The following is a 15,715-nucleotide window of genomic DNA, read 5'->3' on the forward strand; positions in this document are numbered from 1 at the left end:
CTTATGTGGATTGCTGGATTGGATATATATTGTGTTTATTTTTTATCTCGCTATAGCACTCAGCGCAGACAATAGCCATATTATTAAAATTACGAAATAGATCAGTCATACCATTTTCTTGTGTAAAAACATATTCACACGCCAAACACCATCCTTGTGGATTTGTAGGTGTTGAAATGTTTTCAATAAAGCCTAACGGTTGATTGTTGTTATTATTGTGAAGCACATGTCCGCACACTACAGCAGCATAATTTTGACCATGACATTCGCAATTTATAAATAAAGATTCGGCAGACATTTTGATCCTTAATACTGAAATAGTAATTGCATTAAAAAGAATCAACTTCTTTCTATGGATTAGGCTTTAAAGCAGGGCAATGTTATCATAGCTGCCATCCCAATTATGTTTTATTTGCCATGTCATCTTCAGTGAAATTTACTTTAAATCATGAACAAGACACACAGCGTTTTGCACATATCCTTTCTGAACAGGTACGCTCTGGCATTATTTATTTAATTGGTGATTTAGGTGCTGGAAAAACCACTTTTACCCGTTATTTCTTACAGCATCTAGGACATCAAGGTTCAGTAAAAAGTCCAACCTATACCTTGGTTGAGCCTTATTCAATCCAAGGTAAAGAAATTTTCCACTTCGACTTATATCGTCTAGATGATCCTTATGAATTAGAGCTGATGGGTATTCGTGATTATTTACAAACGCCCGATGCTTTATTTTTGTTTGAATGGCCATCGAAAGGTGGGGATGAAATTCCAAAACCTAATGTGGTGATTGATATTCAAAAATCGGATGATGAATTAACGCGGTTTGTCACCTTAACCACTGAATCCGAATCTTTATCTCAAATTTTGCAGGAACAATTGAATGGCGCATGATTCAACTCGTCGTATTCATACCCTTGATGCTGCCTTAGCCAACCAGATTGCGGCGGGTGAGGTAATTGAACGTCCATCATCTGTGGTCAAAGAATTATTAGAAAACTCAATTGATGCGGGCGCAACGGAGCTGATTATTCGAGTTGCGCAGGGTGGTTCTACGCTGATTGAAATCATTGATAACGGTAATGGTATTCATGCAGAAGATTTACCTTTAGCGGTAATGCGTCATGCCACCAGCAAAATTCAAACTGCTGATGACTTACATGCGATTGTTAGTCTAGGATTCCGTGGAGAGGCTTTAGCGTCAATTGCAGCCGTGTCAAGGTTAACGCTGACCAGTAGCCAAGATGAGCTCGGCATCGGCTATCAAGTTGAAGTGAATGGTACGGCTTTTGATCATCAACAAATTCAGGCGGTCGCTGCACAAAAAGGTACACACATTCGTGTACAGGATTTATTTTTTAATGTGCCTGCACGTCGTAAATTCTTAAAAAAACCAACAACTGAATTTAATCATATTGAAGAAATTGTTCGCCGTCTGGCTTTAACCCATTTCGATATTCGTTTTGTACTAGAGCATAATGATAATATTCGTTTAAACCTACCTGTCGCTGACAGTGGTGAATTACGCTATCAACGTGTGCAGCAATTATTGGGTCAACAATTTATCCAAAATGCGTATTGGATCGATTCAGACAGTATTAATATGCGTTTATCTGGCTGGTTGGGGCATCCTTCTGATGCGCGTGCGCAAGCTGACATGCAATATGTGTATGTGAATGGTCGTATTGTCAAAGATAAAACCATTTCACATGCGTTGCGTATGGCCTATGAAGGGATTTTGCATGGGCATCAACATTCATCATATTTGCTGTTTTTAGAAGTTGATCCCGAAAATATTGATGTGAATGTGCATCCGACCAAGCATGAAATTCGCTTTTTGAATCAACGTGAAGTGCATGAATTTGTACGTCACTACGCTAAAGCAACGCTTTCACAATTTCAGACAGCAAGCGCAGATTTGGCACAGGCAATGAAAGCAGATGCGGCGGATGATAATTTTAATTATCAGCCACAGCCAAAATACCAAGAACAATTCAATTTACATCGTGCGACCGTAGAAGTAGAACCTCAATCAAATCAAACGACTGAAGTATCAACAGATTTGTTGACAGAGTTTAATCAAAGTCGACCACAAGCTGTGCAATACAACTCATCGCAAGCACAGCAGCCTCGATATAATGGTTCTGCACAACTGAATAATGCATTAAAAAGTTATTTAGCGCCTTTACGTGATGAGCAAATGCCCTCAGCCACCTTTGATAAAGGGGAGACACCAGATGATCAAGCTCCATCTCGTGTAGATGAGTTTCCATTAGGGATTGCGATCGCACAACTGCATGGGATTTATATTCTGGCGCAAAATACCGAAGGCCTGATTATTGTGGATATGCATGCGGCACATGAACGTATCTTGCTGCAACAAATGAAATCGGCTTGGGATAAACCTGAATTTTGGACGTCTCAGCAGTTATTGATTCCAAAAATTGTATCTATCACACGCATGCAAGCGACACGTATCGAAGATTTACAATCACAATTGCAACGGCTTGGTCTAGAAATTGATCAATATGGTGATGATCAAGTGATTGTGCGTGGTGTCCCCGCGATTTTGCATAAAGCTGATTTTAGCAACCTCATTCCGGAACTGCTAAATGATCTTGACCCAAATGATGAAGCGAGAGGTTTATTGCAAAAACGTGATGAATTGCTCGCTGGGATGGCTTGCCATGGCGCTGTGCGTGCGCATCGCCAGTTAAGTTTATCTGAAATGAATGCTTTATTACGTCAAATGGAACAAACCGAGTTTGCCAGCCAATGTAATCATGGGCGCCCAACTTGGCGTGCGTTTCCACTCCATCAATTAGATAAATTATTTGCTCGAGGAGAGTAGTTTTACATGTCAAATCAATTGCCCGTCATCAATTTAATGGGGCCTACCGCAAGCGGTAAAACAGCATTGGCATGTGAACTCTATGAGCGTGGAAATTGCGAACTGATTTCAGTCGATTCAGCTTTAGTTTATAAAGATATGGACATCGGCACAGCGAAACCAACCAAAGCAGAGCAGCAGCAATACCCACATCATTTGATTGATATTATTACGCCTTTAGAGGTGTACTCGGCAGCACAATTTGTTGAAGATGTTTGCCCATTGATTGATGATATGCATGCGCGTGGCAAAACCCCAATTTTGGTAGGTGGAACCATGTTGTACTTCAAAGCCTTACTTGAAGGTCTGGCAAGTAATTTACCCAATGCCGATCAAACGATACGTGATGCCATTATTCACAAAGCTGAACAGCAGGGCTGGCAATCCGTCTATGAAGAGTTGGTTGAGGTGGATCCTGTTGCAGGAGAAAAGTTTAAAGTATCGGATAAGCAGCGGATTATTCGTGCGCTTGAAGTGTTTCGAATCACGGGTGAACCGATAACAAAACTACAAGCTGAGCAACCTAAAAATCAACCATATCGTTACATATTTCATAACTACGCATTAATGCCAGATCGTTTAGAATTACATCAACGCATTGAGCAAAGATTGAGCAAAATGTGGAATATTGGTTTTTTGAATGAAGTAGAGGAATTGATTAAAAAATACGATTTAAATGATGATTTACCGTCTATGCGGTCTGTTGGTTATCGTCAAGCTTTAGATTTTTTACTAAAAAGTGACTTAAGTCTCAAAAATAAAGTAGAAATGGAGAACAAAGCCCTTTTTGCGACTAGGCAATTAGCCAAACGTCAATACACATGGTTACGTTCTTTGCAAGAAATACACGATTTTAAAACTTACGTGACGATAAAGCAGGCGAAAGAAGACTTGCGAAACTTCTTTGGATAAAGCAAAATTCGCAGGCTGTCTTTTTATAATTTTTAGTTGAAAAATAAAGATAGTTTTTTTGCGCTGATTTAAAAATTTTTTGGAGTTAAAAATGTCTAAAGGTCAAACTTTACAAGATCCGTTCTTAAATTCTCTCCGTAAAGAACGTATTCCAGTTTCTATTTTCCTTGTAAACGGTATCAAATTGCAGGGTCATATTGAGTCATTTGACCAATATGTTGTTTTGTTGAAAAACACTGTAAGTCAAATGGTTTATAAACACGCGATTTCTACAGTTGTTCCTGCACGTAACCCACGTCCTGCTGGTGCTCAAGGTACTGCTGGTGGCTTCCCTGCGCAAGGCGCAACTGGTGGCTTCGGTGGTCAAGGCGCTGCTGGTGGCTTCGGTGGTCAAGGTGGCGGCTTCGGTGGTCAAGGTGGCTTCGGTGGTCAAGGTGGCTTCGGTGGTCAAGGTGGCTTCGGTGGTCAAGGTGGCGGCTTCGGTGGTCAAGGTGGCGGCTTCGGTGGTCAAGGTGGCTTCGGTGGTCAAGGTGGCTTCGGTCATCAAGGTGGCTTCGATAGCGAAACTAAATTTGAAGATGGTCAAGAAGACGAAAACAATCGTTAATTGATTGATGCTCTTTAAGAAAATGCCAGTCTCACGCTAGACTGGCATTTTTTTGTCTATTAGAAAGCTAGAATAAATACTATGGAAATGATTGTTGCTGCGGCATGTTGTAGTGTATTGGTCTCGATTTTGCTGAAATACTTGAAGGCAAAGGGATTTGATGTTTTTCAAATGATTGCGTGGAATTATTTGAGCGCAAGCCTTTTATGTTTTTATTGGTTTAAAACCGATATTACTCATATTTCTTTAAATCATACCCCTTGGTGGTTAATTCTGATTTTAGCAGTGTTATTACCCAGCATATTTTTATGCTTGGCGAAGTCTTTACAATTTGCAGGAATCCTGAAAACGGAAATTGCTCAGAGGCTTGCAGTCATACTGTCGTTATTAGCTGCCTATTTTATTTTTGGGGAGCAATTTAGCCAGTTAAAATTAATTGGTGTAGTACTGGGTGTCATTGCGATTTTAGCGATTATTATCGGACAGGCCACAGAGCAGGCAAGTAAAGGCATGAATTTAAAATCAGCCTTGTTTTTGTTTAGCGTATGGGCTGGTTATGCTGCTGTAGATATATTACTGAAATATAGTAGTAGTTTAGGTTTACAGTTTGCAGTCACACTGAATTTAACGTTTATTGCCGCTTTTATTTTATCCATTGGCTATATCGCAATTACTCAACCAAATTGGCAGCCTAAAAATATTTTTACAGGCTTATTTTTAGGTGTACTGAATTTTGCCAATATTGCCTTATATGTCAAAGCACATATGATTTTTAAAGAAACGCCTGCCATTGTCTTTGCTGGTATGAATATTCTTGTCGTGGTACTTGGTGTTCTCAGTGGTGTTGTATTATTTAAAGAACGCTTAAAAGCCTATACCTGGATTGGATTGATTTGTGGTGTGGTTGCAGTCCTGTGTTTAGCCAAAGCAATGATGTAAAGCGATTTGGTTAAATTTGATGGAAGTAAAATTATGACTGGTAAGAGACTAAGTAAAGAAGAGCGTAGACAACAATTGTTGCAGGTGGCCCGTTCAATTATTCGAACTCAAGGTGTAGAAGCCTTAACTCTGGGATATTTAGCAGAGCAGGCTGGTATTACCAAGCCAATTGCATATCGACATTTTATTGACCGCGAAGGGTTACTGATTTCGATTTATCAGGAGTTTGATGATAAACAGACTGCAGAACTTAATCGGTCTCTAGCCACCGAAGCAAAAACCTTACAGCAAACCATTCATATTTTTTGTGAAGCTTATTTAAGTTGTTTTATTTCCACTGGTCCAGAGGTTGGATTGGTGATCGCTGCTTTGTCTGGTAGTGATATCTTGCAAAACTATTTTCAGCAATGTCAGCAAAAATTCACAGAAATTTTTAAACAAAGCATGCATCCATTTATTCAATTGGATGGAAAAGAGGGTGAAGCGATCGTGATCGCGATCATGGGCTTGATTGAAACGGTATCGACAGCAGCAAGTAAAAATCAAATTGATGCACTGACTGCACAGCATGTGATGGAAAATTCACTTTTAGTTATTTTACAAGATTATTCAGCATCCTAAATACAGACATCAAAAACTGAGTTGACAGCATAAGTTACTATTGGTAACTTGTGAGAATCATCTATTCGGAATGAATCTATGTCTAATTCAAATAAACCTCAGCACGCTTTGATTGTCATAACGCATCCAGATACCCAATCACTTTCTCATCAGATTGCACAGCATATTTCTCATGATTTAACGGGAAAGGGAATTTCAGTAGAAATTGTCGATTTAAATAAAGAAGGTTTTCAAGCTGCGATGACGCTTTCTGATATTGAAGCTTATCGTGGTCGCCAAGCTTTGGATGCCGATGTTCAATTTGAACAAGCGCGTTTTGATCGTGCAGATATGGTTTATTTTATTTTTCCTGTGTATTGGTGGTCAGTTCCTGCTGTCTTAAAAGGGTGGTTTGAACGTGTATTTAGTCAGGACTGGGCCTACAAATATGATGAACAGGGGAATTTATCGGGTATTTTAAAAAATATTCCAGTCAAACTGATTGGGACCGCAGCAGGAACGCAATCTGGATACGATCGGCACGGTTATACGCAAGCGATTCACAAACAAATCGTGGAAGGTATTTTTGCCTATTGTGGGATTGATGATGTCCAAACATCAATGCTGTTTAAAGCAGATTTTACTCAGGTCGATGATCTGAAAGTTTTCTTTGAAGAATTAGACCAGACTGTTTTAAATCAATTTCAAGTCAATATGAATGCGTAATGCTAAGCCCTAATAATAAAGTCATAGGTTATTATTAGGGCGTTCATTTAATAAATGCGCTTATAGACGAGTAAAAACCACTTCATCGGGGAGTCTTGATTTTGGCAGTTTGGCATTGAAATCACTGTCACTGCGATAACCGAGTGCAACAATTACAGAGGCTTTTAAGCCTTTTTCAGCTAATCCAAATTCTTTATTAATGAGTTCTCTATCAAATCCTTCCATAGGTGTTGCATCGATTCCTTCTAGGCCTGCAGCAAAAAGCAGTTGTCCAAGTGCTAGGTAGGTCTGGTTTTCCATCCATGCAGGAAGATTTTTAAGTTCATTACGATAAAACTCAACATAACCAGAACGGGTATCACGTTGTCCTTGTTTGGCAGTTTCATCTTTAAAACGACCACTGGCATCATCTTGCTGTAATAATTGCTCTAGGTATTCCGCAGAAATATCAGTACGTGTACAAAATACCAAGGTATGTGAGGAATTTAGAACTTTAGCGGCGTTATAAACATAATTGCCTGTCAATGCCGATGCGATACGCTGCTTTGCTTGATCAGATTCTGCAACCAAGAAGTGCCAAGGTTGAATATTTACCGAAGAAGGGCTGAAACGTAAAATTTCGAGTAGTTTTTCAAACTGTGCATGAGGAATTTTTTTCTCTGCATCATAAGCTTTTGTGGCATAACGTGTTTTTGCTGTTGCTAAAGTATCCATCCGTCATTAACTCATTTTAAAATTTAATTTATTTTACTTGATCTAAATTTCACGAAAAGTAGCTAAATGTGATTTCTATATAGATTTAAGTCGTATATGAGCTTTATCAGAGCGACTAAAGCTCTGATAAAGCGCAATGGGATAAACGACTGAAGGTTTAGCCAAGTGCAACAAATGTTTTATAAAAATATTCAGAAATGAAGAAATCGATTAGTACGGCTATTAAAAAATGATTAATAGGACCACTGTTTAAAATCTAATTGATAATTTTCTTGCTCATTCAGCTCTAAAATCCAAGCTGAATCTGCTCGCCAATCTCCTAAAACAATACGTTTTTTATTAAGGACATGGTGAATTTCTGGACGATGGGTGTGACCGTGAATTAAATAATCAACGTGTTCGATTACGGATTCTACCGCTTGAGCATTCACATCCATGATGTCATAGCTTTTCAGTTGTTTGGTTTCGCTACTTTTTTTTCGGAAACCATTGGCAAGTTTCTGTCTGAAACTAAGAGGAGTCCTTTTTATCAGCCCTAATAGCACAGGATTTCGAATCACTTTACGGAAGCGTTGGTAGGCAACATCATCAGTACAGAGTGCATCGCCATGTTCCAATCGGAAAGTATGTTGCTGAATATTTAAGGTATAAACGTCAGGTAATAAAATCCCATCGAATTGCTTTAAGAATTTTTGACCTAAGGCAAAGTCACGATTGCCCACTTGGAAGTAAACTTGGTTGTTCGCTGCGGTGAATTTTTGCAAAGCATTGACAATTTCATCTAACCACGGAGCAGTGTAATCATCACCAATCCAAGCATTAAACCAATCACCCAAAATATAGAGTTGCGTGTTTTTATCTTGATATTGTTTCAATAAAGCCAAAAACCCTCGAACGAGTCGAGGGTGATCAGGTGACAAATGTAGATCTGAGATAAACAGGTAGGTCACACTTTTATCCTATTTTATAATCCCTCCCAACCTCCCTTTGTAAAGGGAGGAGTTTCCCCTCTTTTAAAAGAGGGGTTAGGGGAGATTCTTATTCAGAGATAATTTTAGCAGATTCGATGACAACGTTCTCTAAAGGAACGTCTGCGTGATAACCACGGTTACCAGTACGCACGCCTTTGATTGCTTCTACAATATCAAGACCTTCAACAACTTTACCAAATACTGCATAACCCCAGCCTTGTGCTGTTTTACCAGTGTGGTTTAAGAAAGAGTTGTTTTTAACATTGATAAAGAATTGAGCAGATGCAGAGTGCGGAGCTTGAGTACGCGCCATTGCAATTGTGCCTTCATCGTTGCTTAAGCCGTTGTCAGCTTCGTTTTCGATTGAATCACGAGTTGCTTTTTCTTTGAAGTTTTCGTCCATGCCACCGCCTTGGATCATAAAACCATCAATCACGCGGTGGAAAATTACGCCGTCATAGAAACCGTCACGTACATATTCTAAGAAATTTGCAACCGTTTTTGGTGCTTTTTCAGCGTTAAGCTCAAGAACAATACGACCTTTGTTGGTGTTTAATTCGACTTGAGGAAAACTCATTACATTAATCTCCTAAACATGGGCAAATTGACCATGGGTTTTTGGTTGAGAGAAGCATAAGCAAACTGTAAACTACAAGGCAAGTAAAAAACGTTAAAATCTTTCAGAAAAAGCAAAGATTGCGTTTTTATTTCCCATTTTTAACTGTAAGAAGTGATTTACACCCTATGAAGCCAAATGATGTTGTTTCTGAACTGCCAAAGACCCCGACGCCGAATACCCATGCCTCTGTCGATGCCGCGCAGCAAGAACAACAGGCAGGCTTAGATTTTGTTCGTCAAGTGATTACTGATGATCTTAAAGAAGGGCGTACCCAAAAAGTAGTAACACGTTTCCCACCTGAGCCAAATGGTTATCTGCATATTGGTCATGTCAAAGCAATTTGTTTGAACTTTGGTATTGCTGAAGAATTTGATGGTCTATGTAATTTACGTTTTGACGATACCAACCCAGATGCCGAAGAACAAGAATATGTTGATGGTATTGCCAACGATGTGAAGTGGTTAGGTTTTAACTGGAATGGCGAGCCGCGTTACGCCTCTGGTTATTTTGATCAACTATATGCATGGGCTGTTCAGTTGATTGAACAAGGTGATGCTTATGTTGATTTGCAAACCCCAGAAGAAATTAAGCTGAACCGTGGTAATTTCGTTGAACCTGGAAAAAATTCACCATACCGTGATGCAACCGTTACTGAGAACTTGGCACGTTTTGAGCAAATGCGTAATGGTGAAATTCAGGAGGGCGGTGCTGTACTTCGTGCCAAAATTGATATGGCAAGCCCGAACGTGCATATGCGTGATCCGATTCTTTATCGCGTATTGCATTCAGAGCATCACCAAACAGGTGATAAGTGGAAAATGTATCCAATGTATGACTATGCTCATCCATTATCAGATGCAATCGAAGGTATTACGCACTCATTATGTACCTTAGAATTCCAAGATCACCGTCCATTCTATGACTGGATTGTGGAGAAGGTACATTCGCAAGCTGTACCGCGTCAGTATGAGTCTTCACGTTTAAACATTGATTATACGATTACGTCTAAACGTAAATTACGTAAATTGGTTGAAGGCAATCATGTGCATGGCTGGGACGATCCACGTATGCCAACAGTTGTGGGGATGCGTCGTCGTGGCTTTACTGCAGAAGGCCTACGAGATTTCTGTAAACGTGTTGGTGTATCGAAAACTGACGGTATTGTGGATGTGGCAATGCTTGAGTTCTGTATTCGTCAGTCATTGGAAAATGCCGCAGCGCGTGGTATGGCAGTATTGAACCCGTTAAAAGTAACGTTAACCAATTTACCTGAAGAATTAGATTTAACTCATGCACGTCATCCAAATGTTGATATGGGTGAGCGCGTTATTCCGTTAACACGTGAAATTTATATTGATCGTAAGGATTTTGAAGAGGTTGCACCAAAAGGCTTTAAACGTTTGATTCCAGAAGGCGAAGTGCGTTTACGCCATGCTTATGTGATCAAGTGTGATGAAGTCATTAAAGATGCCAATGGTGAAGTGGTTGAGCTTAAATGTTCAATCGATCCTGAAACTTTAGGTAAAAACCCGGAAGGGCGTAAAGTGAAAGGTGTGATTCATTGGGTATCAGCAAGCAAAGGTGTACCTGCGGAAGTTCGTATTTACGATCGTCTGTTCACAGAAGCTGCACCAGATGCGGATGATGATTTCTTGGCAAATTTGAATCCTGAATCTTTGAAAGTGGTACAAGCTGTGATTGAGCCTGCTTTAGCACAAGCGCAGCCAGAAGATCGTTTCCAGTTTGAACGTGAAGGTTATTTTGTTGCGGATCAATATGATCATAAAGCGGAAAAGCCTGTGTTTAACCGTATTCTGGATTTAAAAGATAGCTTCAAAGCAGAAAAGAAGTAAAGTTGAAGTAAATTCTCCTCACTGCGTGTTTGGAGAATTGGATTTAGACTGAAAAAAAGCCCAATTAAAAAATTGGGCTTTTTTCTTGAGACTCAAAAAGAATGAGGTTTTAAACATTCAGATTGTCTAAGAAAGTTTGAATTACCAGTCGGCACTGCTGCTCTAACTGTGCTGCATAAGCCTGATTATCTTGACGTAATTGAGGAATAGATAAACCTGCATGGCGTATTTCACAGGTATGCCCAATGAGCCATTTCTCAAAACTTTCTTCAGCGATTTCAAGATGGAATTGCAACGCTAGAATATTGTTACCGACAGAAAAGGCTTGGTTTGGATAGATCGCTGAACTTGCCAATAGCGTGCTATTTTCAGGTAGGTCAAAGGTATCGCCATGCCAGTGCAAGACTTCAACGTTTTCTAATGCTGCTAAGGGATTCGTCTCAACCACTTTAATGTCTAATTTGCTCCAACCAATCTCTTTTTGGTGTCCAGCATAGACTTTTGCACCGAGTGCGATTGCAATGAGCTGTGCACCCAAACAAATTCCAATGGTGGGTTTATTGGCTTTTAAGCGCTGTTTTAGCCTGGCAATTTCATCCTCTAAAAACGGATAGTCCTCGGTTTCATAAACACCGATCGGTCCACCGAGAATCACCGTTAAGCCATCATAATGAAGAGCGGGGCTCAGATCATCAACACCCGCTTCAAAATAACGGACGCGAAAACCTAATTGATAAAAAATATCTTCTAATGAACCTAAATCTTCAAAAGCGAGATGTTGAATGGCATAAACGGTTTTCATGTGAGCAGCGAGGGTCATGGCTGAATATCAATCCATAGAAAAACTGTAGCTATCTTAAATCATTTATCCGTCTGCTGTCTTGCGCTTCAAACTTGAATAGAACAGAGAAAAGTACTTCTCTGTTCATATGTGTTTTTAAAAAAGTAATTCAGGCTGTTTGCTTTCTTCGAGGTTTGGAAGCAGATGTTCATCCTTCAAATCGATACCAGAAAGCCCCAGTCATTTGGAGTTATGCATTAACGCCAATAAGTGTTGTGTGGCAGCTGGAATACTTAATCTTGTGGGACAAATAGTGGAAATACAGTTGGGTTGCGAATCTAGCAACTGCTATGTGTAGTAGAGTTTCGTACTGTCAGGCGAACTGAGATCAAAAATGTCCAGCGATTAGCATAACCAACATACGGGTCTAAAAAATTTCAGCGATTTCATTGCCCAAAGTAAGGCAGCTTCTAATGGCAATACGAGCATCAGTAAATTGTTTTAGAGTTTCCCATCGATCTTGATGGGGACTGGCTGGATATTGAATATTTTTGGAAAGCTTTCTGAGATTCTCTTAAATGCATTAATAATCTGGACAATTGACTGGGCATTTGCTCTGCCCAATGAATCTCATCCTGCATAAAATATGCTCAGTAAGTACTAAGACAGCTGAGCATTGGGATAGTCATAGTAAAGTTATCTGGGTTATTTGATTTTTTCAGATAGCCATGCAAAAAGTTGTTGATAAACTTGCTCGCGTACAGGTGGTGCAGACAGCACAAGATCATGCAAACCGTTTTGAATAGATAGGGTTTGTACATCACCTTTCATTTTTTTTGCATTCTGAGTCATATCATTGACATCCAGAATCACATCACTCTGTTGGGCATCAATGCCCCATTTTTTAGGGAATTTGGATTGATGTGAATGCATGATTAAGGTAGGCACATTTAAGGTCACACCTTGATGGATTTCTTTTTGTGCTTCGTGAATCGCTGTGACAAAACAAAGGTGTACAAAAGGCATGGTTTTTGGTTTCCAATCCAGATTGAAATCCCATTCGCCGTAAAAATCTTTATGCAAGCTAGGGGTGTACCATGGATTTAAGCCACTTGGGAATTTAGCATTGGGCAAGCGTTTACCCACTTCACTGAGTAAGGGAATTCCGACTTTTTTCTCAATGACACTTTTATAGAAATCATAAAATGGACTGTTGTTCCAGACCGCTTTAATTAAACGATGGTCAGGATAATGTGCAGCATATAAAGTTGCAATTAAACCGCCTGTAGAATGTCCTGCTAATACAACCTGATTGTGATTTTCTTGACCGATGATTTCGAGTGCTTTACTGATTTCAGCATCATATTCGCGTAAATCTAAAACGTAGTAGAGTTTTTGATGAGGGAGTTTTGAACGACCATATTTTCTAAGGTCAAGTGCGTAAAAATCGAAACCATGCTGATTAAATTGTTCAGCCATTTCTTTTTGAAAAAAATAGTCTGCAAAACCATGAATATATAAAACTGCTTTTCTAGTCGCTTCAACGGCCTTCTTGCGAACTAAAGTTGCAACAACTTTTCCATCATAATCATCAGCGAAATTTAACGTTAGTTGCTGATAATCTTCACCAAGTATATCTGTTTGATATTCATAAAGATTTGAAGTAGTCATTTTTATAGATCAAGTCTGAATTCATTAACAAACACATTAAATGAAAACCTTCGGATGTCAATGTAATTATACGACACCTAGCGTTCGCAATTTGGATTTGCGTTTTTATTTTTGACAAAAAATCGTTAAGCTATGCGTTGTTGTTTTTGACTGAAGAAATTATGAAACAAGAGACTGCACTCAAGTTACTCAAGGCTGGGGAAAATGTTTTTTTAACGGGCTCAGCAGGTGCAGGAAAAACCTATACGCTTAATCAGTACATTCATTATCTCAAAGCACGTAAAGTGCCTGTGGCGATTACTGCATCCACAGGAATTGCAGCAACCCATATGAATGGTATGACCATCCATACTTGGGCGGGTATCGGGATCAAAGACCGCCTGAGTGATGATGATCTGAAACGGATGAAAGAGCGTAAATATTTAAAAGAGCATTTAGAAAATGCCCAAGTGTTGATTATTGATGAAATTTCAATGCTGCACGCTAAGCAATTGAATTTGGTTAATCAAGTATTGAAATACTTTAAAGAAAGTGATGAAGCCTTTGGCGGCATTCAAGTCATTGTTGCGGGAGATTTCTTCCAGTTACCACCCGTCGGTAAAAAGGATGAAAGCAACCGTGATAAATTTTGTTTTATGTCAGAGGCTTGGGTCGAAGCTAAATTCCGTGTCTGTTATTTGACTGAACAGCATCGTCAGGATGATGAAATCCTCAATCAGATTCTCAATGCAATCCGTGCACAGAATATTCAGACGAAACATCTCACTGCATTACAACAATCGCGTCAGCACGATATTGGTGAGACCTTTACCCGTTTATATACGCACAATATGGATGTCGATAATATTAATTATCAGCATCTGAATGAAATTGATAATGAAAGCCATCAATTCAATGCAGTGGTTGATGGCAATGAAAAGCTGATGGAAACCTTAAAATCTTCAGTGCGAGCACCTGAAGAACTGACCTTGAAAAAAAATGCCAAAGTCATGTTTGTTAAAAACAACTTTGATATGGGCTATATCAATGGCAGTTTGGGTGAAGTCATTGGTTTTGAAGAAGATGATAAGCAGGGCATTCTGCCTAAAGTGAAGTTGACTGATGGCACAACATTTTTAGTCGAACCTGAAACATGGTCGATTGAAAATGAAGCGGGTAAGGCGATTGCCAGCTTTCAACAGATTCCGTTGCGTTTAGCATGGGCAATTACCATTCATAAAAGTCAGGGTATGACTTTGGAAGCCGCAGAGATCAATCTCAGCAATACTTTCGAAAAAGGTCAGGGCTATGTGGCTTTATCACGTTTAAAATCACTGACAGGTCTTAAGCTACTTGGTTTTAATGAGCAGGCACTTGAACTGGATAGCTTGGCGATTAAAGCAGATCGCCGTTTTCAGGAATTATCAACTGAAGCGGAAGCCAATTTTGAAAATGTGGATTTAACCACACAGCATAATGCCTTTATTCGGCATTGTGGTGGCACATTGAATAGCACTGAAATTGCGCGGAATGAAAAGAAAATCGCCAAAGGTGCAAAACAGAATTATGCCGCAGCGACCTTGGATGAAACTCGTACTTTATTTGAGGAAGGCTATGAAATTGAAGATATTGCGCATGAGCGTGGTTTAACCCCTGCAACGATCATCAATCATTTGGCACGTCTGCATAAAGAGCAGGGCTTGGATATTTCGGTGGCTAGTCCGGGGGATGAAGTGATTGAAGAAGTGCGCAAAATTTATAAGCGTTTGCATAAGCGTAAAAATCCTGAGCATTTTACCGATGATGGTTCAATTAAATTGCGTCCAATCGTAGAAGCGAGTAGTCCGCGAATGGCTTATGATCAAGTCCGTTTAGCTTTATTATTTATTGAATAGGAATCATAAAAATGCCACATTTGACTGCAAACTATTCAGCCAATTTAACTGAATTAGATCCGTATCAATTATTGCAAGATATGAATACTGCGTTAATTGAAACGGATTTATTCGTTGCAAATGATATTAAATCTCGTGCATTTAAAGATGACGTATTTTTAATCGGTTTAAATGAAACTGAAGAAGCCTATATTCATTTAAAATTGTATTTATTGAGTGGTAGAACGCAGGCTCAAAAACAAGCCGTTGGTGCAGCATTGTTGCGTCAATTGGAACAAAAGAACTATATCCAGTCTGTGGTTGGCTATCCTGTTCAGTTGTGTGTAGAAGTGATTGATATGCCCAAAGCAGATTATTTCAAGGCAACAGTTTAGTTTGAAATAATCACGATTTTATCAAATAAGGAGAATTGTCCTTATTTGATAAAATATGTTGATTAATATGTATCTTGATTTGAGTGTCTTGAATTTTTTTATTAATAATAATTTTAATGCTTTAGTATATATTTTTTAAGCTAGGGTTGTATTTGCTGAAATAACATTACATTAAAAATATAGA

16 protein-coding genes are annotated in these 15,715 nt (G+C 39.2%); 10 read left to right on the forward strand and 6 right to left on the reverse strand.

Annotated elements, in window-relative coordinates:
- Window position 1: 1 nt before the first annotated feature.
- Window positions 2-298, reverse strand: coding sequence for a hypothetical protein (locus tag F3J02_RS07185; RefSeq protein WP_016164162.1), 297 nt, complete (start codon window positions 296-298; stop codon window positions 2-4).
- Window positions 299-417: 119 nt separating this feature from the next.
- Between F3J02_RS07185 and tsaE the strand changes: the two genes are divergently transcribed.
- The 7 genes from tsaE to F3J02_RS07220 all read left to right on the forward strand — a co-directional run bounded on the left by tsaE (window position 418) and on the right by F3J02_RS07220 (window position 6,674).
- Window positions 418-894: a tRNA (adenosine(37)-N6)-threonylcarbamoyltransferase complex ATPase subunit type 1 TsaE gene (gene tsaE / locus F3J02_RS07190; RefSeq protein WP_167248340.1), complete on the forward strand. Its 477-nt coding sequence runs from the start codon at window positions 418-420 to the stop codon at window positions 892-894.
- Window positions 884-2,851 (forward strand): DNA mismatch repair endonuclease MutL, encoded by a 1,968-nt coding sequence (gene mutL / locus F3J02_RS07195; RefSeq protein WP_167248341.1) that lies wholly within the window; start codon window positions 884-886, stop codon window positions 2,849-2,851. Before tsaE ends, mutL begins: the two co-directional genes overlap by 11 nt.
- Window positions 2,852-2,857: 6 nt before the next feature.
- Window positions 2,858-3,802 carry a tRNA (adenosine(37)-N6)-dimethylallyltransferase MiaA gene (gene miaA / locus F3J02_RS07200; RefSeq protein ID WP_167248342.1) on the forward strand — a complete coding sequence of 315 codons (945 nt, stop codon included), beginning with the start codon at window positions 2,858-2,860 and terminating at the stop codon, window positions 3,800-3,802.
- 91 nt (window positions 3,803-3,893) lie between these two features.
- Window positions 3,894-4,409: an RNA chaperone Hfq gene (hfq, locus tag F3J02_RS07205; protein ID WP_216076269.1), complete on the forward strand. Its 516-nt coding sequence runs from the start codon at window positions 3,894-3,896 to the stop codon at window positions 4,407-4,409.
- 81 nt (window positions 4,410-4,490) lie between these two features.
- Entirely contained in the window at window positions 4,491-5,348 is an 858-nt protein-coding gene (locus tag F3J02_RS07210) for a DMT family transporter (protein WP_167248344.1), read from the forward strand.
- A 33-nt stretch (window positions 5,349-5,381) separates the two neighbouring features.
- Window positions 5,382-5,969, forward strand: a complete 588-nt coding sequence (locus tag F3J02_RS07215) for a TetR/AcrR family transcriptional regulator (protein ID WP_167248345.1) — start codon at window positions 5,382-5,384, stop codon at window positions 5,967-5,969.
- A 78-nt stretch (window positions 5,970-6,047) separates the two neighbouring features.
- Window positions 6,048-6,674, forward strand: a complete 627-nt coding sequence (locus F3J02_RS07220; RefSeq protein WP_167248346.1) for an NAD(P)H-dependent oxidoreductase — start codon at window positions 6,048-6,050, stop codon at window positions 6,672-6,674.
- A 60-nt stretch (window positions 6,675-6,734) separates the two neighbouring features.
- Here F3J02_RS07220 and nfsB read toward each other — a convergent pair whose 3' ends face one another.
- From nfsB to F3J02_RS07235, 3 genes are all read right to left on the reverse strand, one after another.
- Complete coding sequence (nfsB, locus tag F3J02_RS07225; protein WP_167248347.1) at window positions 6,735-7,388, reverse strand: oxygen-insensitive NAD(P)H nitroreductase; 654 nt, start codon at window positions 7,386-7,388, stop codon at window positions 6,735-6,737.
- Window positions 7,389-7,621: 233 nt separating this feature from the next.
- Window positions 7,622-8,338, reverse strand: coding sequence for a UDP-2,3-diacylglucosamine diphosphatase (locus tag F3J02_RS07230; protein ID WP_167248348.1), 717 nt, complete (start codon window positions 8,336-8,338; stop codon window positions 7,622-7,624).
- An 88-nt stretch (window positions 8,339-8,426) separates the two neighbouring features.
- Window positions 8,427-8,936, reverse strand: coding sequence for a peptidylprolyl isomerase (locus F3J02_RS07235; RefSeq protein ID WP_004661403.1), 510 nt, complete (start codon window positions 8,934-8,936; stop codon window positions 8,427-8,429).
- 167 nt (window positions 8,937-9,103) lie between these two features.
- Between F3J02_RS07235 and F3J02_RS07240 the strand changes: the two genes are divergently transcribed.
- Window positions 9,104-10,831 (forward strand): glutamine--tRNA ligase/YqeY domain fusion protein, encoded by a 1,728-nt coding sequence (locus F3J02_RS07240; RefSeq protein ID WP_167248349.1) that lies wholly within the window; start codon window positions 9,104-9,106, stop codon window positions 10,829-10,831.
- Window positions 10,832-10,940: 109 nt separating this feature from the next.
- Here the strand turns inward: F3J02_RS07240 and F3J02_RS07245 are convergent, their stop codons facing one another.
- Both F3J02_RS07245 and F3J02_RS07255 read right to left on the reverse strand, forming a co-directional pair.
- Complete coding sequence (locus F3J02_RS07245) at window positions 10,941-11,651, reverse strand: glutamine amidotransferase (RefSeq protein WP_167248350.1); 711 nt, start codon at window positions 11,649-11,651, stop codon at window positions 10,941-10,943.
- 666 nt (window positions 11,652-12,317) lie between these two features.
- On the reverse strand, window positions 12,318-13,283 hold the full coding sequence (locus F3J02_RS07255) for an alpha/beta hydrolase (RefSeq protein ID WP_167248351.1): 966 nt from the start codon (window positions 13,281-13,283) through the stop codon (window positions 12,318-12,320).
- Window positions 13,284-13,444: 161 nt separating this feature from the next.
- On the opposite strand from F3J02_RS07255, the gene F3J02_RS07260 reads away from it, so the two are divergent.
- Complete coding sequence (locus F3J02_RS07260; protein WP_167248352.1) at window positions 13,445-15,157, forward strand: AAA family ATPase; 1,713 nt, start codon at window positions 13,445-13,447, stop codon at window positions 15,155-15,157.
- A gap of 11 nt (window positions 15,158-15,168) precedes the next feature.
- The gene (locus F3J02_RS07265; protein WP_167248353.1) at window positions 15,169-15,531 is read left to right on the forward strand and encodes a 5-carboxymethyl-2-hydroxymuconate Delta-isomerase; all 363 of its coding nucleotides are present in this window, start codon (window positions 15,169-15,171) and stop codon (window positions 15,529-15,531) included.
- Window positions 15,532-15,715 lie beyond the last annotated feature (184 nt).

The sequence above is a fragment of the Acinetobacter sp. Tr-809 genome, assembly GCF_011753255.1.
GTDB lineage: Bacteria > Pseudomonadota > Gammaproteobacteria > Pseudomonadales > Moraxellaceae > Acinetobacter.